Here is a 22,514-nt window from a genome sequence, read left to right on the forward strand (position 1 = left end):
GGGGTACGGCCGGCCGGGTCGGCCTCGGCACGGGTGACGAACACGGGATCAGCGGGCACGGGGGTGGCGCGGTCGGAATCCGGCCCGCCGTCGGCGGCGGGCCCGCCCTGCCCGCCGTTCCCGGCCACGTGGCCGGCGGCCCCGACGGCGGGCGCGGTGCCCTCGGCGGGCACCGTGCCGTTGGCGGGACCGGCCACGCGCGGCGCGCCGCCCTCGGCGGGCACCGTGCCGTTGGCGGGGCCGGCCACGCGCGGCGCGCCGCCCTCGGCGGGCGCGGTGCCGCCGATGGGCGTGGCGGCGGGGGCGGGCGTGGCAGCGGTGGCCGGCGGGGCATCGGGCGCGGCCCCCTCGGCAGGGGCGGTGAGCAGCCGGTCGACCAGGCCGGTGGTGTGGCGGCCCCGGCGGAACGCCGGGTCGCGCAGCACCCGCCGGACGAACGGGATGGTGGTGCGGACACCCGGCCCGGTCACCTCGAACTCGCCGAGCGCGCGGTCGAGGCGGTCGAGCGCGCCGTCCCGGTCCTGCGCCCAGACCGCGACCTTGGCCAGCAGCGAGTCGTAGTGCGGGCTGACCAGATAGCCGGGATAGCCGTGGGTGTCGACCCGGGTGAACGGGCCGCCGGGTGGCCGGAACCGGTCGAGCCGGCCGGGCGCGGGCGCGAAGTCCCGGTCCGGGTCCTCCACGTTGACCCGGGCCTCGACGGCCACCCCGCGCAGCCGGATGTCCTCCTGCCGCAGCCGCAGCGGCGTACCGGCGGCGATGTGCAACTGCTCGTGCACCAGGTCCACGCCGGTCACCAGCTCGGTCACCGGGTGCTCGACCTGGATCCGGCAGTTGATCTCCAGGAAGTGGCCCTGTTCCGCCCCGTCGACCAGGAACTCGACGGTCCCGGCGCCGGTGAAGCCGACCGACAGGACGCCGCGCAGTGCGGTCTCCGCGAGCGTGTCCAGGGTGGACTGCCGCAGCGCCGGCGCGGGCGCCTCCTCGATGAGCTTCTGGTGGCGCCGCTGCACCGAGCAGTCCCGGGTGCCCAGGTGCACCCCGTTGCCGTGGCCGTCGCAGAGCACCTGCACCTCGACGTGCCGGGCGTCGGCGAGGTAGCGCTCGACGTACACCCGGTCGTCGCCGAAGGCGACCTGGGCGGCGGCGCGGGTACGCGCGTACGCGCGGGGCAACTGGGCCGCCTCGTGCACCACGGTCATGCCGCGCCCGCCACCGCCGGCCGCCGCCTTGATGATCACCGGGTAGCCCACCTCGGCGGCCACCTCCAACGCGTCGGCGACCGTCGGCAGGGTCTGCACGGCGCCCGGCGGCAGCGGCAGTCCCGCCTTGCTCATCAGCGCCCGGGCGGTGGACTTGTCGGCCAGCGCCGACATCACCTCCGGCGGCGGGCCGACGAACGTCAGCCCGTTGGCCGCGCAGATCTCGGCGAAGTCGGCGTCCTCGGAGAGGAACCCGTAGCCGGGATGCACGGCCTGCGCACCGGTCTGCCGGGCGGCCTCGACGATCGCCGCGGCGTTCAGGTAGCTCTGCCGGCTCGCTGCCGGTCCGATCCGGACGGTCTCGTCGGCCAGCCGCACGGGCAACGAGTCGGCGTCAGCGGTGGAGTGCACCACCACGGTACGCACTCCCAGCTCCCGGCAGGCCCGCAGGACCCGCAGCGCGATCTCACCCCGGTTGGCGATCAGCACCTTGTCGAACATCAGCTTCCTCGCGTGGCGAGCGGTTCCAGGGCGACCAGCGGCTGGTCGTACTCGACGGGCTTGCCGTCCTCGACCAGCATCTCGACCACCCGTCCGGCCTGGTCGGCGGTCACCTCGTTCATCAACTTCATGGCCTCGACGATGCCGACCACCTGGCCCGGCCGGACCAGGTCGCCGACGGCGACGAAGGGAGCGGCGCCCGGTTCCGGGGCGCGGTAGAAGGTGCCCACCACGGGCGCCCGCACGGCCAGCCGGTCCGGCGCGGACACCGGCTCGGTGGCCGGTTCCGCGACCGGCTCGGCATCGGCGCGCGGCGCGGGCGCCGCCTGGGCCGGACCGTGCCACTCCACCTCCAGCACGTTCTCGCCGCTGCGCAGCCGGACCCGGCGCACCGGGCCGGCCAGCTCGGCGACCAGCTTGCGGGCGTGCCGGCGCAGCCCGTCCAGCACCTCGTCGGGTCGGGCGCCGGCGCTCATCGGGTAACCCCCACGGCGCGGGCCGCGCCGAAGCGACGGAACCGCTGCCGGCGGCGGCGGACCAGGGTGGCCGGCGGCACGTCGAGCAACGGGGCGAGATTCGCCGCCACCGCCCGGCCCAGCAGCTCGGCCGCGCCCGCCGGGTCGCCGTGCGCGGCCTGCGCCGGCTCCGGCACCACCTCGTCGACCACCCCGAGCCGGCACAGGTCGGTGGCGGTGAGCCGCAGCGCGCGGGCCGCCTGCGGCGCGGCGGAGCTGTCCGGCCAGAGGATCGCGGCGCAGCCCTCCGGGCTGATCACCGAATAGACGGCGCGTTCGAGCATGAGCACCCGGTCGGCCACCGCGAGGGCGAGCGCCCCGCCGCTGCCGCCCTCGCCGGTGACCACCGCGACGACCGGGGTGGGCAGCATGCTCAGCGCGAGGATGTTCTCGGCGATCGCCGCCGCCTGCCCCTGCTGCTCCGCGCTCACCCCCGGGTCGGCGCCCGGGGTGTCCACCAGCGTCACCACCGGCAGGCCGAGCCGGGCCGCGAGCCGCATCAGCCGCAACGCCTTGCGGTGCCCGGCCGGGCTGGCCATGCCGAAGTTGTGTGCCACCAGCTCGGCGGTGGTGTGCCCCTTCTGGTGGCCGATCACCATCACCGGCCGGCCGTCGAGCCGGGCCAGGCCACCGACGATGGCCGGGCAGTCCGCGCCGAGCCGGTCGCCGTGCAGCTCGACGAAGCCGTCGAAGGCGGTGTCCAGGTAGTCCAGCGTGGTGGGCCGGCCGGGGTGCCGGGCCGTGCGTACCGTCGCCCAGGCGTCCCGCTCCGGGCCGGCCGCCGTCGCGGGCACGGCGCTGCCGCCCCCGGTCGCCGGCCGCGGCGCCGGCACCTGCCGGGGTACGGGCACCCGCCGGCGGGCCGCGTGCGCCGCGGCGAGCAGCGTGGTCAGCCGGCCGCGCAGCGCGTGCCGGGGCACCACCATGTCGATCTGCCCGTGCCGCAGCAGGAACTCGGCGGTCTGGAAGCCCTCGGGCAGCGCGGCGCCGGTGACCTGCCGGATCACCCGGGGGCCGGCGAAGCCCATCCGGGCGCCGCTCTCGGCGAGCACCACGTCGGTGTTGGTGGCGTAGGACGCGGCCACCCCGCCGTAGGTGGGGTCGGTGAGGACGCTGACGGTCAGCAGGCCCGCCTCGCGCAGCCCGGCGAGGGCCTGGCTGACCGTGGCCATCTGCATCAACGACAGCGCCCCCTCCTGCATCCGGGCTCCGCCGGAGGCGGTGACCAGCACCAGCGGCACCGCCTCGGCAAGCGCCCGCTCGGCGGTCAGGGTGATCAGCTCACCAACCGCGCAGCCGAGGCTGCCGCCGAGGAAGCGGAAGTCCATCACCGCCAGCGCCACCGGATGACCGCCGATGCGCGCGGTGCCGCAGAGCACCGCCTCGTCCAGCCCGGTGGCGACGCGGGCCGCGCCGAGCCGGTGCGGGTACGGCACCGCGTCGACGAACTCGATCGGGTCGACCTGGACGGCCCGCTCCGGCAGCGGGACGAACGAGTCCGGGTCGACCAGCTGCGCCACCCGGTCCGGGGCGTCCAGCCGGGCGTGCGAGCCGCACTCCGGGCAGACGTCCAGGTTGCGGCGCAACCGCTTGCGGTACAGCAGCGAGGCGCAGCCGTCGCAGCGTGACCAGAGCTGCTCGTCCTGGGGCGCGGTGGTGGTCACGGCCGCCGCCCGGGCGCGTCGTACCGGTAGAAGCAGTGGGCCATGGCGTCCCGCGGTGAGCGCCAGTCCGGCAGATACGGCGAGATGTACGGCCGCAGCCGCTCGCTGACCCGGATGAACTCGGGATGCCCGCGGGCGTCCTCCACCGCGCCGTCGGCCGGCCGCTCCGTCTCCAGGAGATGGACGTAGAGGTCGTGCAGCCGGTAAAGCGACCGGTGGCGGACGCCGACCACGCCGGGCAGTTCGGTCGCGTCGGACGCGGCGAAGATCTCGGCGACCCGATCCTCGGCGGTCGGCACCACCTTGGCGACGATGAGTGAACGGTCCATGGAGAGCCTCCCCTTGGGTGCGCGAACCCGGCGCATGGCGCGGCCGGTCCCGCCGGACGACTCGGTCACCGTCTCGCCGACACCGTCAACGGGGCGTCACCTGCGGGCCATCCGAGGTGAAATGTCGTGACGCTGCGTTGACGCATCCTGTGCGCGAGCTATCAGAAGATCGACTTCCGCGAACTCATTCCGACACTTTTTCGCAGTTCAGCGCCAGTTTTCGCGCGGAGTGTGGACAGTCGCATTTGACACCATGACTGTTGACCCAGAGTAATCATAGTTGGTAACGTTCGTTGCGGTCAGCCCGGCTGCAGCGGCGTCAGCCGCCGCGGCGGGAGCCGTTCCGACACCGGGGTCGCGGGCACCGCGCCGGGCAACACAGGACAGTCGGAACGAAGGTTCCGGTGCAGGGGGTGCGCCCGTGACCGGTGAATCGAGGACGCCGGCGGCAGAGGATCCGTCCGCGTCACCGGTGTCGTTGCACCTGCTCGGCGGCTTCCGGTTGCTGCACGACGACGTGCCGGTGGTGGTGCCCCGCGGACTGCAACGCGTCATCGCCCTGATCGGGCTACGACCCGGCGCCACCCGCAGCCACCTGGCCGGCCTGCTGTGGCCGGAAACCTCCGAGGAACGAGCGCTGTCGTCGCTGCGTACCGCCCTGTGGCGGTTGCGGCAGGACCCCTGCTGCCCGCTGCTGACCGACGGTGACACCGTCCGGCTCGGCGACACCGTCCACCTCGACGTCGACGAACTGGTCGACACCGCCGCCCGCGTCCGCGACCGCGAGACGCCCCGCGGGGCCGCCAGCGCCGGACGCCACGACCTGCTCCCCGGCTGGTACGACGACTGGGTGCTGCTGGAACGCGAACGGCTGCGCCAGCTGCGGCTGCACATGCTGGAGGAACTCGCCGGCAACCACCTTGCCGCCGGCCGGCACGGCGAGGCCCTGGAGGCGGCCCTGGAAGCGATGGCCGCCGAACCACTCCGGGAGACCCCGCACCGCCTCGTGGTCCGCATCCACCTCGCCGAGGGCAACGCCTTCGAGGCGGTGCACGCCTTCTACGTCTACCGCGACCTGCTCCTGCGCGAACTGCGCCTGGAACCGTCCCCCGCGATGTGCGCGCTGCTCGACGACACCCTCGCCCCGATCCGGCGCGCCTCGCGGCACGAGCCACCATCCCGACGATCCGACCGGGGCAACCCGCCCGGCCGGCCGTCCGGCCCACCCGCGCACCGCGGACCGACCGCGCCCACCGCACCCGGCTCGCGCTCACCGGACACAACCGACGGTGCGGCCGCAGCGACGGCGTCACGACAACCATCACCGAACAGTGACCGATCGTGACGAGCAGTTGACACTCGACCGGGCAATGTGAGCGCACACGGTGTCCGACGCCCGGCTGCGCGGGACGGCGGCACCGCCGGCGAGAGGGGTCCCGATGAGTCGACTGTTGGTCGTCAGCCGGATCGTGCCGGGCGCGGAGGGACGGGTCGCGCAGATCTTCGCCGAGTCCGACGCGACCGAGCTGCCCATCCTGACCGGCGTCCGGCACCGGTCTCTGTACAGCCTGCACGACCTGTGCGTCCACCTGATGGAGACCGCCGACGTCGACCCGGACGCGGCGGCCGGCATCCGCAACCACCCACTCTTCGAGCAGGTCAACCAGCGACTGTCCGCGCACACGTCGCCGTACCTGCCGACCTGGCACTCCCCACGGGAGGCCGTCGCCGGCTGCTTCTACAGCTGGGACGCCACCGGAGCCCGCACACCGATCCGCTGACCGCACCCACGGCAGCGCGGGTGACCGGGCGCCCCGGACCCCATCAGGCACCAGGGTCCGGGGCGCCCCCAAACCCCCTGCTGCGGCACACGCTCAGTCATCCCACCACCACCGTTCGGCACGAACCATCCCACCAGCGACGAAAGCCGCGGACCGCCCTGTCATCCCCGACGTACGTGTGCGAAGCTGCCCCGAGTTTTCTCACGACTGTCGTTCACGTACTGAGGAGGAGATTGGCCGTGCAGTCGAGTTTCGGGCTATGGCTGGTCGTGATCCTGGCTGTGGTGGCGGGCCTGGTGATCTGGCGGGTGCTGGCCGGCGGCCGCACCACCGCCGGCCCGGCAGCGCCCACGGTGGAGGGTGACCCCGCGACCGCCACCAGTGACCAGGAACGGCCCGCCGCGGTCGTCGACGAGGTCCCGGCGCCCGCCGCGGTGACCGAGGAGCCGGCCCCGGCCGAGCAGGACGCTCCTCCGGTCGCCAACCCGGCCGTCGAGGCAACCGCCCCACTGTCCGCCGAATCGGCCGGCTCCGCCCCGGCCGACCAGCCCGCCGAGGCCGCACCGGTCACCGTCAAGGCCGAGCCGGCGGCCGTCGATCCCGAGCCCGCCACCACCGAGGTCGAGCCGGTCGCGCCGGCCGCGGAGCCGGCCACCCCGGTGACCATCCCCGCGCCGCGCGCCTCGGTCGAGAACACCACCACGGCCGCGGCGGAACCCGCCGCGGCCCCGGTCGCCGCGGCGGCCGACCAGGCCGCCGACGACTTCCGGCAGATCCAGGGCATCGGACCGAAGATGGCCGCCGCGCTCCAGGCCGCCGGCATCCGCACCTACCAGCAGCTCGCCGAGCTGGACGAAGCGGCGCTGCGGGAGACCATCAAGGCCGCCGGCCTGCGCGCCGCGCCGAGCGTGGCGACCTGGCCGCAGCAGGCGAAGGTACTGGCCGGCGCCCGCGCCGAGGCCGAGGCGGTGCTGCCCTGAGCGGCCCCGCCACCGCTTGAACACCCCGGGCCGGTGGTGACGCTCCGTCACCACCGGCCCGCGCCAGCGCCGGCCGGAACGGCGTCAGCACCCGCCCGGCGCGCCCCGCCCCGGCCGACGCCGTCGCCACCGCCCCCGGAAGGGTGCCCCGGAAAGCGCGAAAAAGGACACGGGTCAGGACGGCCGTGGCTACCGTCGGTGAAGGGCCGGACGGCCCGCCGCGCCGATCCCGCCACCGCAGGAGCAGTTCGTGCCCTCCGCAACGCCGGAGCAGCCCGCCCACCGGCAGGCCCCGGTCCGCGATCCCGAGTCCTCCCGCCGGGTGACCCTGCTGGAGCTCTTCTTCGACCTGGTCTACGTGGTCGCGCTCGCCCTCATCTCGCGTGGCCTGGTCACCGAGGTCAGCTGGGAGCGGGCGTTCCAGTCCCTGCTCATGCTGATGGCGATCTGGTGGACCTGGGCCATCACCACCCTGGTCACCGACATGTACGACCCGCAGCGCCCGCAGATCAAGCTGTTGATCGCCGTGGTGATGTTCGGCGCGCTGCTGATGACCACCGCCGTCCCGGACGCCTTCGGCACCCGAGGCCTGGTCTTCGCCGGGACGTACGTGGCCATCCACCTTGGACGCGGGCTCTTCCTCATGCCGGCGGTCCGGCACGACGGGCCGACCCGACGTCGGGCGACGCGGGTCTTCCTCTGGTTCGCGGTCTCCGCCGTCCCCTGGCTGGTCGGGGCCGTGGTGTCGGAGGACGCCCGGCAGGCGTTCTGGGCACTGGCGTTGGGCATCGACTATCTCGGCTTCCGGCTCGCGTACCCGGTGCCCGGACTCGGGGTGGTGCCCGACTCGCAACGGGAGGTAACCGCCGAGCACCTGTCCGAACGCTACCAACAGTTCTTCATCATCGCCCTCGGCGACGCCATCCTGGTCACCGGCACGATGTTCAGCCTCCACCATTCGGAGGCGGAGAACATCGCCGCGTTCGGGGTCGCCTTCGTCACCACCCTGCTGCTGTGGCGGATCTACGTGCACAAGTCCGGTGAGCTGCTGCCGCAGGCCATCTCCCAGTCGAAGCAGCCGAGCCGGTTCCTGAACACCGCGCCCTACACCCACCTGCTGATGGTGGCCGGGGTGGTGACCACCGCGGCCGGCTTCGACCTGGTGCTGCACGAGCCGACGGGGCGTACGCCGCCGGCCTGGGCGGCGGTCATCCTCGGCGGGCCGGCGATGTTCCTGGTCGGCCGCAGCGTCTTCGAGTACGAGGTGTTCAGCCGGGTGTCGCTGTCCCGCCCCGGCGGGCTGCTCGCCCTGCTCACCATCGCGCCGGCGGTGCTGTTCCTGCCGCCGCTGTGCGCGGCGCTCGGCGCCATGCTGGTGCTGGCCGGCGTGGCCGTCGCCGACCACCTGCGTAGCCGGGGCCGGCCACCGGAGGATCCAGCCCCGCCGACCTGAGCCGGCATGCCGTGAGCGGCGCCGCGGCGGGCCGCCACCGGGGGCCGCGATGATCGAAATCAGCCGCGCGTCTCGCGGCACCGTTTGGGCACTCACCCGCCCGGGGTACAGGGACGCCACCTCTCAAATCAGCCACAACCCCGTGGAGGCACCCCATGCGCGGCACCTCGATACTCGGCGTCCTGGTCGTCATCTGGCTCATCATCGGCGCGATCGCCGCCGGTCAGCGCGGCTACTACAGCAACGACGACAAGAACTGCGCCGAGGCCGGCACCATTCTGGTCACCATCGTGGCCGGTCCACTGAACTACATCGGCGCTAACCCCAAGGTGGACTGCACGCTCCCCGAGCCCTCGAAGTAGGCCACTCGCCTTCCGGCCCGCGCCCGCTCCCCGCGGCGCGGGCCGCTTCGGGTCCGGCGCGGGCGCCGTCACCCTCCGTACGGCGTCCTAGGAGGCTGGCTTACGGGGGCGTTGGCCGGCGTCGGCCGGGACGGGCAGCCGCCCACGAGTTTCTCGCCGGCGGCCTGGGGCGCTCCGCCGCACGCCCGGCTGAACACGCCGCCTCAGCCGCCGACGTGGATGCCGGGGCGGTGGGCGGGGTCGGGCTCGGCCTTGCGGATGATCTCCCGGACCACCGGCGGGGTGTCCCCCCGGCCGAGGATCAGGTAGCGCAGCAGATGCGCGAGCGGATTTCCCTCCGACCACTCGAAGTGGGCGTGCGGGCGTACCCCGGTGGCGTCCCGGAGCGCGAGCAGGATCGCCGCGATCGCGTTCGGCACGGCCGGGCTGCCGGCCCGCAGCACCCGGTACCCGTCCACCTCCACCCCGTGCACCCGCAGCACCTGACTGAACTGCGACGGATCGATCACGTCGATCTCGAGGAAGAGGACATCGGCCTTGCCCGGCACCGGATTGGTCGCCCGCTGCGCCCGCTCCTTGGCCCGGTATTCCTGCACCGTCCCGCTCTGCCGCTTGTTCGCGACCAGGTGCAGCCGGCCGTCGTTCGCCAGCGAGTCGGCGATGAACCGCCGCGCCGGCTCGTCGAACTCGATCTGCGCGGCGCGCAGCTCAGTCGTGCGGGTGACCCGGGAGACCAGCGAGACCACCACGATGCCGAGGATGAAGAACGCGGAGATCGTGATGCCGTCCGGCTTCTCGATGACGTTCGCCAGCAGCGCGTAGAGCAGCACCACGGTGAGCACCGTGAAGCCGGCCGCGGCGACCCGGTGCCGGGCGCGGAGCGCCGAGATGGCCACCGCGATCGCGCCGGAAAACATCATCGCCAGGATCCCCGTCGCGTACGCCCCGGCCTGGGCGTTCACGTCGGCGCGGAAGGCCACCGTGATGGCGATGCTGATCAACGTGTAGACGAGGACCACGGGGCGGACCGCGCGGCCCCACTCGGGCGCCATGCCGTAGTCCGGCAGGTAACGCGGCACGATGTTGATCAGGCCGGCCATCGCCGAGGCGCCGGCGAACCAGAGGATGAGGATGCTGCTGATGTCGTAGAGGGTGCCGAACCCCTCGCCCAGGTGCTCGTGGGCCAGGAAGGCCAGCGCCCGCCCGTTGGCCGCCCCACCGGGCTGGAACTCCTTCGCCGGGATCAGCACGGTGGTGACGAAGGTGGTCGTGACCAGGTAGACGGACATGATGAGCGCCGCGGCGGTGAGCAGCTTGCGGGTGTTCCGGATCCGGGACCGGAGCCGCTCCTGCGGGTCGGCGCCCCGGCCCCGGACCAGCGGCTCCATGCTGACCCCGGTCTCGAAGCCGGACAGGCCCAGCACCAGCAGCGGGAACGCCAGCACGGCCGGCCCCACCAGGTCGCTGACGTTGGTGACCTGGGCGGTGAGGAGTTCGAGCCAGCCGCTCAGCACCTCCGGGTGGGCCGCCACCTGACCGAGCCCGACCACCACGACCACCGCGTTGAGCGCGAGGAAGACCGCGACCAGGGGGATGGCGACCTGCACCGCCTCGCTGAAGCCCATCAGGAACACGCCGCCGAGGATGAGCAGGAGCACGACCGTCACCAGCACCGCCGCCGTGGCGCCGTGCGGGACCGACGCCGGCAGCTTGGGGTTCTCCAGCAGGTGCACGGTGGCGTCCGCGGCGGAGAGGGTGATCGTGATGATCCACGAGGTGGCGACGAAGCCGAGCAGGATAAGTACGAAGATCTTCCCCCGCCAGAACGGCAGCAGCCGCTCCAGCATGGCCACGGAGCCCTGCCCGTGCGGGCTCTCCCGGGCCACCCGCCGGTACATCGGCAGCATCCCGAACAGGGTCAGCGCCACGATCAGCAGGGTGGCCACCGGGGAGAGCACACCGGCCGCCAGGGCGGCGATGCCGGGCAGGTAGGAGAGGGTGGAGAAGTAGTCCACGCCGGTCAGGCACATCACCTGCCACCAGGGGTGGGCCCGAGCCTCCGGCTCGAGCGTCTCCGGGCCGACCGGATGCACCCGGTGCTGGAACAGCCACCGGCTCAGCCGGTTGGGCGGCTCCGCCGGCCGGGTGTGGCTCGGCACGCACTCCGGGATCCGCGCCGGCGTCCGGCCGGGGCCCGGGGCGCGGTCCCGGTCGCCGGCGGCGTCGAGTCCGCGCTCGTCACCGCGCCCCGCGTTGCCCCGCCGCCCCCGCCTGCGTCGCGGCCCGTCCCGCCCGTCCGTCATGTCCACCCCTCGGCGCCTGACCCGACGGTAGGCGGTACCCGCAGCACCGACCGGCGAACTCGGCAACCCGGACAAGATCGGCCGGGCGGCGGAACGGTGCCGCCCGGCGGCTCACCGGTCCGGCCACGGCCCGGTGGTCGGCACCGCGCCCGGGCCCGCCCATCCCGCGGGCCGGGACCGGCCGGCCGCCCCCGGGCCGGCCGGCCCCCGCCCGCTGTCGTCAGTCACGCAGGTCCAGCCGGTCGGCGAGCCAGGCCAGCCGGTCGTCGCGGACGCTGGTCGCGCCCAGGTCGTGCTCCTCGCGCGGATAGAGCGACACCCGGGCCTGCGGTGCGGCGTCGGCGAAGGCCGCGCGGGTCGCCGGGCCGACGAACCGGTCCGCGCCGGCGAACTGGAGGTACGCCCCGGCGCCGAGCCGCCCCACCAGGTCCACCGGGTCCAGCCCGGCGAAGACCGCCCGGTATGCCGCCTGCTCCCCCTCCGGCAGCTGGAGCCAGTACAGGTCGAACCAGTTCGCCCAGGTGGTGTCCGGCGCGAGGAGCACTGCCGTGCGCAGCCCCGGCTCGCCGGCGGCGAGGTCGACGGCGTACATCGCGCCGTAGTCGTGGCCGACCACGGCGGTGCGGGTCCGGTCGACGCCGGGCTCGGCGAGCAGCCGCCGGTACGCGTGCCGCACCGCGTCGAGCTGGGCGGTCACCGCGGCCCGGTCCCGCGCGTCGCCGACCGGGTCGCCCGCCCACGGGAAGGTGAGCTGGGGCAGCAGCGAGACCACCCCGCGCCCGGCCAGGGCGGTCGCCTCGGCGAGGAACTCGGTGCGGTCCTGGTTGACCCGGCCCGGCTCGAACCAGTGCAGGTTCAGCACGCCGGCCAGCCCGGCGCCGGACCCCTGCGGCCGCACCAGGTACGCCCGGACGGCCGGCTGCCCGGGCACCGGGATCTCGATGTCCCGGACCAGCACGGCGGCCCGGTGTCCCCCGGCGCTCGCGGCGTCGGTCGGAGCCTGCGCGTGCGCCCCGCCGGCGCTGACGAACGCGCCGGTGACCAGCAGCACGGCCGTGGACACGAGTGCGGGTAGTCGTCGCACCACACACCTCCATAAGTTTTTAAACGCGTTTTACAGCTGATGACGGTAGGATGGCAGGCGGCGGTAGGTCAAGCGGGGAAGGACGGCGGGCGTGTCGGCAACCGGACGGCGGAGCGGGCGCGGATGAGCGCGGTGCCACCCCTGGAGCCGGCGCTGCGGCTGGCCGTCGCGCTGCTGCACAGCTACTGGGTGCTCCAGGACCCGGTCGACCAGCTCTCCGTCGCCCGGCTCCGGGCCGCCGGCCGGGAACTCGGCCTCACCGAGCTGACCGAACCGCTGGGCGACGCCGACCTGCCCCGGCTGCGGGAGCTGCGGACACGGCTCTACCAGGTCTTCGCCGCTCCCGACCCGGCCGCCCGGGTGGCCACCCTCAACGAGGTGCTGACCGAGGTCAGCGCCGGGACGGCGGTCGAGGCCAGCCCGGACGGCACGCTGCGGCTGACCCCGCTGCCCCGGCCCGGCCCGATCGGGCCGTTCGCCGCCACCGTCACCGGAGCCCTGGCCCGGGCCGCCACGACCGGCGGGACGGACCGGTTCGGCGTCTGCGCCGCCGACCCCTGCCGGGCGCCCTACCTCGACCGGACCCGGGCGGGCCGGCAGCGCTACTGCTGCGAACTGTGCAACAACCGGGCCGCCGCAGCGGCGTACCGGAACCGGACCCGGCGCGGCTGAGCCGTCACGCCAGCGCGGCGGTCCACCGGTCCAGCTAGGCGCCGGCCCAGTAAAAGATCAACACCGGCCACGGGCGGACCGGACCAGATGCCGCGGCGCCACGTCGTGGTGGCTGGATGAAGTCCTCACCGTCCGGCGGCGGGACGGCGTCCCCGCGCTCCGCCCCCCTGGACTCCGGAGCGCGGGGACCCCCCGTCCCGGCTACTGCAGGAACGCCCCGAGGGGCGAGAGCAGCAGCCGGCCGAGCAGCGCGGCGTTGTCGTCCAGCCGCGTCCGCTCACACTCGCGGGCCTCCGGATCGTGCCGGCAGCGCCAGATCTTCTGCGCGTTGCGCCAGGCCACGTTCCGGGTGTACTCCACCAGTTCACCCTGGTACCAGTCGTCGATCTCGCCGTTCAGCATGTCGATCATCAACTGCCAGTTGTCCAGGTAGCCGCGGCGCAGCCCCGGGATCTTCTCGGCGAAGATGTTGTTGATCTCCAGGTAGTCGCGGTGCTGCTCGCTGCCATCGACCGGCTCGGACTCCAGGCTGTCGAACGTGGTGACCAGCGCGAACGGCAGGTCGTAGTTGATGTGCGCGTTGACCCCGGCCGCGGCGGACGGCAGCGGCCGGGCGTCCGGGCCGCGCATCCGCTGGAACAGGCAGGCCCACGCCTTCGGCGTGTTCGGGCTGGACTCGGTCCAGTACCGCAACGCGTCGAAGTAGCGGGTGGCGAACTCCACGTCCAGCCGGGCTAGGAAGACCGAGTCGGCGAACCGGTCGTCGTAGAGGCCGTCGAGAACGGTGCTGGTGATGACCAGGTAGAGCTTGTTGAAGTCGGCGAGGGGGCAGCTCTCCTCGAGCGGAGGCAGCCGGACCAGCATGTCCTGGAGCTTGGTGAGGTGGTCGACGACCGCCGGCACGTCGGCAGGGTGGTCGGCGAGCAACCCGACGATGTCCTGGTGCACAGGACCCCAGACCGGTTCAGTCATCTCTCCTCCACTGTGCCGAAACGCCGCGGGGCGCCACGGTGACGCTGGACAGCCTCCCAGCCGGCGTACGCCGGCCGGATCAGTAGAACGACGTATTCGGCGCGATCGGGCTACGCGGAGCGGTTGCGCAGGAAGATCGCGCTCGCCTGCACCCGGGTGCGGACCTGGAGCTTGTCGAAGATGTGCGACACGTGCACACCGATGGTCCGCTCGCTGATGAACAGCCGCTGGCCGATCTCCTTGTTGGTCAGCCCCTCCGCCACCGCGGCGAGCACCTCGCGCTCCCGGGCGGTGAGCACGGCCAGCTCGTCCACCGCCGGCGCGGCGTCCGCCGGGGCCAGCCGGGGCCGGGGCACCGGGCGGGCGCCGGCCGGCCGCTCCTCCAGGGTCACCCGGGCCCGACCGGCCAGGGTACGGATCTCCGAGCTCAACGGCACCGCGCCCAGCCCCTGCGCCATCTGGTACGCCTGCCGCAGCAGCTTGCCCGCCGTGGCCGGCTTGCTGCGCCGGGCCAGCAGCGCCTCGGCCTGCCGCAGTCGGGAGTACGCCGCCGGATAGGGGTGGTTGCGGTGGTCCCACAGTTCGGCCGAGCGGGCCCACAGTTCCGGGTCGCCCTTGCCGTCGAGCCGGCTGACCTCGGCGTCACACAACGCCAGGAACCCGTCGGCGACGTAGCGCACCGGGGCCCCCGCCTTCTCGCTCTTGCGCGCCACCCGGTCGGCCACCTCGCGCAGCCGCCGCACCGCGGTGGGGTCCACCTCGACGGTCCGGCTGGCGTGCGCCTCCGCCTCCGCCCGCAGCCCGTGCCAGGCCAGCGTGGCGAGCACGATGACGTCGTCGGAGCGGCTCTCGGTGAGGCCCCGCTGGACGGCCTGCCGGGCCAGGTCGTGCCGCCCCTGCCACATGGCCAGTCCGGCCCGCAGGATCAGCATCGGCAGCACGTGCCGGGCCCCGCCGCCGGCCAGCACGGTGGCCACCGCCTCCAGGTCCCGGTCGGAGGCCTCGATGTCGCCGTACCCGACGGAGAGCCGGCAGCGGGCGAGCAGCAGCTCCACCGCGTCGGCGCCGGAGGGACGGTGCCGCAGCGCCGCCGCGACCACCTTCTCCGCCTCGGCCCACTGGCCGACCCGGAACAGCCCGTTGGTGGCGATGGCCAGCAGCCGGGTCTCCCAGGTGCGGCCCAGCCCCAGTTCGGCGACCCGCTCGGCACCCCGGCGGGCGACCACCACCCCCTCCTCGAGGATGTTCAGCGGACCGGTGAGCAGCTCCGCCAGGTGCAGGTACGCGCACGCGACATCCTCCGGCCGGCCGGCGCGCTCGGCGATCTCCAGCGCGTTGCGCATCACCGCCAGCCCGGCGTCCGGGTCCTCCAGGAAGGCCTCGCTGAAACCGAGCGCGGCGCTGGCCAGCACCAGCTCCGAGGTGGAGCCCTCGACCGCCGCGGCCAGCTCCAGCGCCTCCCGGGCCTGGTCACCGGCCTCGCCGTACCGGCCCAGGTGCAGCAGCAGCTCGGCCAGGTGGGCGGCGGCGGTGGCCCGCTCCCGGGGGGTGCAGTCGGCGGCCTCCAGGGCCCGCCGGTATTCGGCCTCCGCCGGCGCCGACCGGCCGGCGGCGGCCAGGTAGCGGGCCCGCCGGATGTGCAGGGCGCAGGTCGCCGGCCCGGCCGGGTCCGCGGCCAACTCCTCCAGCAGGGCCAGGGCCCGGGCGTGCTCGCCGCAGTGGTGCGCCGTCTCGGCCGCGTGCTCCAGCAGCTCGGCGCGGTTCACCTCGACCGGGTCCGGCCGGTCGCCGTCCGGCGACACCGCGGCCGGGCTGTTCGCCAGCTGCAACGCCGCCGACCAGTGCCGGTGCGCCTCCGCGTACCCCTGCAGCCGCTCGGCCTCGCGGGCCGCGGCCATCGCCGCCGGCAACGCCCGGCCCGGCTCGCCGGCCAGCCGCCAGTGGTGGGCCAGCCGGGCCTGGTGCAGCTCGGCGGTGGCCGAGGTCAGCGCCTCGGCGTAGCGCCGGTGCAGCGCGGCGCGCTCGGCGGGCAGCAGCTCGTGCGCCAGCACCTCGGCCACGAGCCGGTGCCGCAGCCGGTAGCCGTCGTCGGCGCCGACCAGCAGCCGGTGCGCCACGGCGGCCCGGACCGCGTCGATCAGCTCCTCCTCCGGCAACCGGACGACCTGGGCGAGCAGCCAGTGCTCGACCGGTTCGACACCCGCGGCGACCGCGTGCACCACCGCGTGCGCGTGCTGCGGCAGCGCGTCCACCCGGGCCAGGAAGACCTCGCGTACCGTGTCGGAGAGGCCGTCGCGGCCGTCGCGCAGGTCCCGGGCCAGCTCCTCGACCACGAACGGGTTGCCGCCGCTGCGCTGCCACATCTGGTCGGCCGCGTCCGGGTTCAGCGGCGCGCCGGCGATCGCGGCGGCCAGCTCGTCAATGCCGGCGCGGTCCAGCGGCGCCAGGTCGACCACCCGGACCGAACGCAGCCGGCGCAGCTCGGTGAGCACCCGGCGCAACGGGTGCGCGCCCTGCAACGACTCGGCCCGGATCGCGGCGAGCACCGACAGCTGCAGGTCACCGAGGCCGGCGAGCAGATAGAGCAGAAGCTGGCGGGTGCTCCGGTCGACCCACTGGAAGTCGTCCAGGACCAGGACCAGCGGACGCCCCCCGGCGACCAGCTGCAAGCCGCGGGAGACCCGTTCCAGCAGGGTGCCCGCGCCGTCCGGGCCCGGGGTCTCCTCGTCGAAGACCTGGAGCAGGCCGCGGACCGCCGAGGCGAGGCGGGCCTCGGTCGCCTCGGCGTCGAAGCGGCGCAACGCCTGCCGCAGCGGATGCAGCGGGGAGGCGTCGCCGATGTCGAGACAGGAACCGGTCAGCACGAGCGCGCCCGCCTCCCGCAACCGCTCGCTGACCTCGGCCAGCAGCCGGGTCTTGCCCACCCCGCTCTCACCGGTGAGGAAGACCGCAGCGGTGTGCCCGGGCGCGACGTCGTCGAGCAGGGCCGACCGGAGCGCCGTCACGGTGTCGGCACGGCCGACAAGCGGTGCGGTGTCCACATCGCTGGCCATGGCTCGCAGCCTAGTCACACGTTCCCCCACCGTTCTACGGGCGAGAGCCGGTGGTGGTACATCTCGCGTCGACATTACGACTAAAGGTTGCGGGTGGTCGACATACGTCGTCCTACCGATCCCCCGAGGACCCGGTGGTGAAAGTCTCCTGAGGTCGTCAGGCACCGGGCGGGGGAAAGGGTGGGTGCGAGGCCCATGACCACGATCGTGAGAAGTCGGAAACCCGTCACCGCCGCGCACTGGCCGGTGCCCGAGGAGAGACGCACCGTCACCGTGCTCTTCGCCGACATCGTCGGCTCGACCGGTCTGGTGGAGCGGCTCGACCCGGAGGATGTCCGGGAGCTGCAACGCGCGTACTTCAACACGGTCGCCGGGGTGCTGCGCCGGTGGAACGGCGTGGTGGAGAAGTACATCGGCGACGCGGTGATGGCGCTGTTCGGGGCGCACGGGTCGGACGGGTTCGACGCGTACCGGGCGGTGCGGGCCGGGCTGGAGATCCAGGACGCGCTGGACCGGCGGGCTCCGGCCGGCATCCGGCTGCGGGTCCGCGTCGGCGTGGCGACCGGCGAGGCCCTGGTCGACCTGGCCGGCACCCGCGACGGCGGACACGGCACCGCCAGCGGCGCCGTCATCACCACCGCCGCCCGCATCCAGGAGTACGCCCCGCCGGGCGGGGTGGCGGTCTGCGCGGCCACCCGGCGGGCCACCGACGGGCTGGTCGACCAGCGCCCGCTGGCCGCGTTGACGGTGGCCGGGAAGGCGCTGCCGCTGGACGTCTGGCGGGTGCTGGGGGCGGCCCGGCCCCGGCCGACCCGCCACCAGGGCCCGCTGGTCGGTCGGCGCCGCGAGCTGGCCACCGCCGGCGACGAGATCGCCCGGGCCGTCCGGGACCGGCGGCCGCGCTGGGTCTCCCTGGTCGGCCCGGCCGGCAGTGGCCGCAGCCGGGTACTGCACGAGCTGACCCGCGCGGTGTCGACGGTGGACGGTGCGCCGGTCCGCTGGTGCGTGGCGCACTGCCCGCCGTACCCGGAGGGAGAGCTGGCGCCGTTGGCCGACACGGTCCGCGCGTTCGCCCGGGTCCGCGACACCGATCCGACCCCGACCGTCCGCCGCCGGCTGGCCACGGCGCTGGCCGGGCTGCTGCCGCCGGCCCACCGCGCCGCGGCGGTGCAGGCGCTGGCGGACTGGGTCGTGGCGCCGCAGGACGCGGGCGCGGCGGGCCGCGGCGCCGAGGTCTGGCGGGAGGTCCTCCTCGACCTGGCCGCCGACCAGCCGACCGTGGTGGCGGTGGACGACCTCGACCGGGCCGCCCCGGCGTTGAACCGGTTCCTGCACCGGCTCTTCGCCACGGCGAGCGAGCGGGGACTGCCCCTCGCCGTGGTGGCCACCCACGGTCCGGGCTGGGCCGACCTGCTGCCCGGCGCCGCCGGGCGACGTCGCCGGGTGCCGCTGCCCGCGCTGGGCGCCGTGGACACCGGGCGGCTGCTCCGGCACCTGCTCGACCGGGCCGGCCGACCGGCCGCGCTGGCCGGGGAGCTGCTGCCGCTGACCGGCGGCAACCCGGCCGTCGCGCAGGCGTACGTCCGGGCGCTCGACGAGGACGGCGATCGGATCGGGGTGCCGGACACGGTGCGCCGCCGGGTCGACGCCCGGTTGGACCGGCTCGACGGCGACCAGCGGGCGGTGCTGATGGCCGGCGCGGCCCAACCCGCGGAGTTTCCGGCCGCCACAATGGACCGGCTGCTCGGCTGGGCGCCGGGCCGGGCGGAGCCGGTGCTGCGCGCCCTGGTCGCGGCCGGCCTGCTGCGCCGGACCGGCCTGGGCGGGTACGCCGTCGCCGAGCCCACGGTGGCCCGGGTGGCGCGGCACCGGCTGCCCCGCGCGCTGCGGGCGGAGTTCGCCGGGCGGGCGCGCACCGGCCCGCAACCCGCGGTGGCAGCCGCGACCGGCGCGGGGACGCGCCCGGACCGCGTGGCCGCCGCGACCGGCGCGGGGACGCGCCTGGACCGCGTGGCCGCCGCGACCGGCGCGGGGACCCGCCTGGACCGCGTGGCCGGCACGGCAGGGTTCGCGGGTCGGCCGAGCGCCGGTCCCCGGGCCGGCGATCCGGCGACCGGCCCGACGGTGGCGAGCCGCCCGGCCCGGCCGGGTTCCGGGTCGTCGCTTGGCGACGGTGGGGCGAGGGGGCCGCTGCCCGGACTGGTGGATGCTGCCCGTTCGTTCGACGGCTCGCCCACGGTCTCGCTGCCGCGCTCCCCGTCCCGGTACGCCGGCCTGCCGCACATCGGGTTGGCACGGGGAGCGGGCGCACCGGTGGACGGTCGCCGGCAGGCCCTGCCGGCCGTCGGGCCGCCAGCCCTGACGGGACGGAACCGGGAACCGGCGCACCGGGCAGCGACCCGGGCGCGAGCACGGGGACGCGGTCGGACCGGCGGATTCGCCGGGTCGCCGGCGCTCGCCGTGGCCTGAGCCCGGCGCCAGGGGCGGAGCGGGCACGGGGCTGCTCCGCCCCCGGCGTCGTCCCGGTCCGCGCCTGCCGTTGCAGTGACCCCGGCGCGTCCGTCGCGCCGCACCACGTCCTCCTCCTGCCTACAGACCTGATGGCGCAAACGATTCAAGCCCGTCGGGCGTCGGATGAGTCGGGCACGCCATCAGCTCGAAAGGGCCCGACGAGCACCACCTCCGCCGGGCCGGTCCATTCACGTCATCACGTCCGTAGCGCCTGCGGCGGAACACCCGGCCCGGGCGGCCGGCCGCGCGCGACGGCGGAGAACACCATGCCCGCTGATCGGTGGAGCGGCGCCGAGGCTGACCAAGTTGATTATGGATCGTCAGTGATCGTAGGTTGGTCGTGTGGGTCTTCTTCGATTCTCGCAGACCGCGGCGCGTCTGTCGGTGCTCGTCTCGTGATGCTTGGTGGTTGGCTGGTTCGGGGAGGATTCCGGTGACGCGGGTCGGCTGTGAGCGTTGGTTCTGCTCGATCGATGGTGGGTCGTTGAGTCGGTGAGCGGGAAGCTGCGGCTGGGCGAAGGCGAGACCGCCCGGACCGCGTGTGCCCGCGCGTTGCTGCGTACCGGTGTGGACGAGGCAACCGGTGAGGTCCTGTCCGCGGCGGTGTTGGCGCAGCGGGTCGGTTGGTGTGCCGATCTGGTGGCGGGCATGGTGGGCGTCCTGGTCGGCGCGCACTGGAACACGGCGGATGTGGGGGTGCTGGCCAGCGGGCAGGACGCAGGCGGGCGGCGGTTGCCGTCGCACGCGTGGATGGCGTTGCGACGGCTGGGCTGGACCGCCACCCCGCCTGGGGGTGTGAGGGTCAATGACCGGGTCGTGCGGATGGCGCAGGAGCAGGCGGGACGTGCACTGCGTTCGGTGGCGTGGCGTGCCGAGGTGACCGCCGGGGTCCTGGCGACGTGGCCAGCCGATCCGCGCAAGCGCACCCCCGCCGAGTGGGATCACGTGCGAGCCTCGATCCCCGGCGGGCAGCACCTGCCATCCAGCGTCATCAAGGGCCGCACCCGGCAGGCCGTCACGTTCGCCAAGGTCAGCGGCCGGCTGCCGGTGGACGTGTTCGAACTCGAAGGCGTCCCGAGGATCGGGCGGATGTTGCTGCTGGCCGCGTGTGACCGGCAGCAGGCCACCATCGAACGCAGCGACACCGACCCGGCCAGGGCGCTGCTACGGCTGCAGTTGCCCTCACGACCGGATCCGCAGACGTACCGGGACTGGACATGGGTCGAGTGTCCGATCCGGCTGCCGTCCACGGTTCCCGCCTCGGCGGTGCTGCACCTGCCCACCCTCCGCCTCACCCACGGGACGGTGCGTGCCGACATGGCGTACACGCATGCCGTGCCGAAAGCACGGGCCACCGGTCACTCGGTGGCGCTCGGTGTGGATTGGGGCCTCAACACCCTCCTCAGCGCCGGAGCCCTACGACTGGGACAGGATGGGCGGATTACGGCGTTGGGAGCCGGTGGACAGTTCCGGGCCGCCGGTATCCTGGCCAAGCAGCACCGCCTGCGCCGCCACAGTGAGCGGCTGCATGCCAAGGCCGACCACTACCAGCGGCTCACCGGCGGTGACGAGCGGCATCACCTCGCCGGCAAGCATGCGGTGATCCGGGACGAGATCGGCCACGTGTCCGCCCGCCGCGCGAACTTGAACGACGCGCTCGCGTGGGCTGCCGCCCGCTGGACCGTCGACCAGGCGATCGCCGCCCGGGCGTCCGTCATCTACCTGGAAGACCTGCGGTCGTTGGAAGCCAAGGGCATGGGGCGCACCCTGAATACCCGCCTGTCTCAGCAGGTCCGCGGAAAGATCACCGACCGCATCCGGCACCTCGCCGCCGAGCACGGTATCGCCGTGGTCACCGTCCCCGCCCACAACACCTCCAAACACTGCCCCCAATGTTTGACCCCGCTACAGCACCGCAAAGCCCCCGACCGGCCCACCACCCCAGGCTGGAAATGGGCCATCTGCCCCAACCAGTCCTGCCGTTGGCAAGGAGACCGCGACCACGGCGCCTGGCGGCGCATCGCCGCCCGCGGCCTCACCCACCAAGCCAAGACGGTCATCGACCGCACCACCGGCGCGATGGTGATCCGCTCGGTCGTCGATGGGCTCGAAGCCAACGCCGTCGTCACCCCCACCATCATCAAGACCAGCCGGAGGGACCGGTCGAAGACCAGCCCCACCCGGCACAAACCACCACGCCCCGCGCCCAGGCGACGCAGGGCACCCTCCCCCACCCGGCCCCACGGCCGGGCGGGTAAGCGTCCGGAGGGACACGCACCAACGGATCGGAGGCTGCCCCGCGCAGCCCACCGACACCAGAGCGTGAACACGATCAGCACACCCACCGCCGGCCACCGGCCACGAGGAGCCGCACTGGGCGCAGGATTCCATCTCCACGCCCACGCAACCCCACCACGGTGGAACACGATCCCGGAAACTCAATCCGACTCCGGATCGCTAAGCTGATCAGGGACGCTCAACCGGCGAGGAACGCCAGGGCGCGGTCCCAGGTGAGCGCGGCCGCCAGAGCGTCGTGGTCGGGCACATCGGGATCCGTGTAGAGGTGGCCGGGCCCCGGATAGCGGTACACGGACAGCTCGGCGCCGGCGCCGGTCATCGCCCGCCGCCACTCGTCCAGCTCGTCCGGCGGCTCGTACTCGTCAGGGTCGGCGAGGTGCAGCTGCACCGGCAGCCCGGGGCGTACCGACTCCGGGGCGCCCCCGGTGCCGTGCAGCAGGAGCAGCGCCGCCGCCTGCGGCCGCTCGGCGAGCAGCGCCCCGGCCACCCCGGCGCCCATCGAGAAGCCGGCCAGCACCGCCTCGGCCGGGAGATCGTGGGCCGCCGCGCGGGCTCGCTCCAGCACGCTGTCCCGGCCGACCTTGTCGAGCAGGGCGAAACCGTCCTGGACGGTGTCCGCCGCCGGCAGCCCGTACAGGTCGGGGGTGGTGACCTCGTGCCCGGCGGCGCGCAGCCGGGCGGCGGCGGCCAGCACGGCGGGCCGCAGCCCGAAGACGGAGTGCAACAGCAGGATGTGTGCCACCGGTTCATCGTGCTGCCGGGTCGCCGGCAGATCGGGCAGCCGCGCCGGTGGCAGCACTCGATCCGGGCCACCAGGTCGGCCGGCGGCGGCAT

15 protein-coding genes and 2 pseudogenes are annotated in these 22,514 nt (G+C 74.4%); 8 read left to right on the top strand and 9 right to left on the bottom strand.

Translation table 11 applies throughout. The annotated features are described in order from the left end of the window. Nucleotides 1-362 precede the first annotated feature (362 nt). The 4 genes and pseudogenes from ABZ783_RS09970 to ABZ783_RS09985 form a co-directional block, all read right to left on the bottom strand. Nucleotides 363-1,703 (bottom strand): annotated as a pseudogene (locus tag ABZ783_RS09970) (acetyl-CoA carboxylase biotin carboxylase subunit); the annotation flags it as partial. Further along, complete coding sequence (accB, locus tag ABZ783_RS09975; protein ID WP_357435876.1) at nt 1,703-2,179, bottom strand: acetyl-CoA carboxylase biotin carboxyl carrier protein; 477 nt, start codon at nt 2,177-2,179, stop codon at nt 1,703-1,705. The pseudogene ABZ783_RS09970 and the gene accB, both read right to left, overlap by 1 nt. Continuing rightward, entirely contained in the window at nt 2,176-3,882 is a 1,707-nt protein-coding gene (locus ABZ783_RS09980; RefSeq protein ID WP_357435878.1) for an acetyl-CoA carboxylase carboxyltransferase subunit alpha, read from the bottom strand. The genes accB and ABZ783_RS09980 overlap by 4 nt, the downstream gene beginning before the upstream one ends. After that, complete coding sequence (locus ABZ783_RS09985) at nt 3,879-4,211, bottom strand: TcmI family type II polyketide cyclase (RefSeq protein WP_357435880.1); 333 nt, start codon at nt 4,209-4,211, stop codon at nt 3,879-3,881. Before ABZ783_RS09985 ends, ABZ783_RS09980 begins: the two co-directional genes overlap by 4 nt. A gap of 421 nt (nt 4,212-4,632) precedes the next feature. On the opposite strand from ABZ783_RS09985, the pseudogene ABZ783_RS09990 reads away from it, so the two are divergent. From ABZ783_RS09990 to ABZ783_RS10010, 5 genes and pseudogenes are all read left to right on the top strand, one after another. Next, nucleotides 4,633-5,376: pseudogene (locus tag ABZ783_RS09990) on the top strand (BTAD domain-containing putative transcriptional regulator); the annotation flags it as partial. Nucleotides 5,377-5,650: 274 nt separating this feature from the next. Next, nucleotides 5,651-5,992, top strand: a complete 342-nt coding sequence (locus ABZ783_RS09995) for a TcmI family type II polyketide cyclase (RefSeq protein ID WP_357435881.1) — start codon at nt 5,651-5,653, stop codon at nt 5,990-5,992. A 239-nt stretch (nt 5,993-6,231) separates the two neighbouring features. Continuing rightward, nucleotides 6,232-6,972, top strand: a complete 741-nt coding sequence (locus ABZ783_RS10000) for a helix-hairpin-helix domain-containing protein (RefSeq protein WP_357435882.1) — start codon at nt 6,232-6,234, stop codon at nt 6,970-6,972. A 250-nt stretch (nt 6,973-7,222) separates the two neighbouring features. Continuing rightward, a complete protein-coding gene (locus ABZ783_RS10005) occupies nt 7,223-8,425 on the top strand; it encodes a low temperature requirement protein A (protein ID WP_357435884.1) in 1,203 nt (400 codons plus the stop codon). A gap of 155 nt (nt 8,426-8,580) precedes the next feature. After that, the gene (locus ABZ783_RS10010) at nt 8,581-8,787 is read left to right on the top strand and encodes a hypothetical protein (protein ID WP_073836253.1); all 207 of its coding nucleotides are present in this window, start codon (nt 8,581-8,583) and stop codon (nt 8,785-8,787) included. Nucleotides 8,788-8,990: 203 nt separating this feature from the next. Here ABZ783_RS10010 and ABZ783_RS10015 read toward each other — a convergent pair whose 3' ends face one another. Together ABZ783_RS10015 and ABZ783_RS10020 are read right to left on the bottom strand one after the other, a co-directional pair. Further along, on the bottom strand, nt 8,991-11,090 hold the full coding sequence (locus tag ABZ783_RS10015) for an amino acid transporter (RefSeq protein WP_357435886.1): 2,100 nt from the start codon (nt 11,088-11,090) through the stop codon (nt 8,991-8,993). 220 nt (nt 11,091-11,310) lie between these two features. After that, a complete protein-coding gene (locus tag ABZ783_RS10020; protein WP_357435888.1) occupies nt 11,311-12,174 on the bottom strand; it encodes a hypothetical protein in 864 nt (287 codons plus the stop codon). A gap of 123 nt (nt 12,175-12,297) precedes the next feature. Here ABZ783_RS10020 and ABZ783_RS10025 point away from each other — a divergent pair, with 123 nt between their 5' ends. Beyond that, the gene (locus ABZ783_RS10025) at nt 12,298-12,846 is read left to right on the top strand and encodes a CGNR zinc finger domain-containing protein (RefSeq protein ID WP_357435890.1); all 549 of its coding nucleotides are present in this window, start codon (nt 12,298-12,300) and stop codon (nt 12,844-12,846) included. A gap of 201 nt (nt 12,847-13,047) precedes the next feature. Here ABZ783_RS10025 and ABZ783_RS10030 read toward each other — a convergent pair whose 3' ends face one another. Then, nucleotides 13,048-13,818, bottom strand: coding sequence for a DUF5995 family protein (locus tag ABZ783_RS10030; protein ID WP_357435891.1), 771 nt, complete (start codon nt 13,816-13,818; stop codon nt 13,048-13,050). Between the two features lie 110 nt (nt 13,819-13,928). Then, nucleotides 13,929-16,871: an AAA family ATPase gene (locus ABZ783_RS10035; protein ID WP_357435893.1), complete on the bottom strand. Its 2,943-nt coding sequence runs from the start codon at nt 16,869-16,871 to the stop codon at nt 13,929-13,931. Between the two features lie 195 nt (nt 16,872-17,066). Between ABZ783_RS10035 and ABZ783_RS10040 the strand changes: the two genes are divergently transcribed. Continuing rightward, a complete protein-coding gene (locus ABZ783_RS10040) occupies nt 17,067-19,340 on the top strand; it encodes an adenylate/guanylate cyclase domain-containing protein (RefSeq protein WP_357435894.1) in 2,274 nt (757 codons plus the stop codon). 534 nt (nt 19,341-19,874) lie between these two features. Continuing rightward, complete coding sequence (locus tag ABZ783_RS10045; RefSeq protein ID WP_357435896.1) at nt 19,875-21,848, top strand: zinc ribbon domain-containing protein; 1,974 nt, start codon at nt 19,875-19,877, stop codon at nt 21,846-21,848. Nucleotides 21,849-21,858: 10 nt separating this feature from the next. On the opposite strand, the gene ABZ783_RS10050 is transcribed toward ABZ783_RS10045, so the two are convergent. Further along, a complete protein-coding gene (locus ABZ783_RS10050) occupies nt 21,859-22,422 on the bottom strand; it encodes a dienelactone hydrolase family protein (RefSeq protein ID WP_357435897.1) in 564 nt (187 codons plus the stop codon). Between the last annotated feature and the right edge of the window lie 92 nt (nt 22,423-22,514).

The organism is Micromonospora sp. NPDC047738 (genome assembly GCF_040642675.1).
Classification (GTDB): Bacteria; Actinomycetota; Actinomycetes; order Mycobacteriales; family Micromonosporaceae; genus Micromonospora.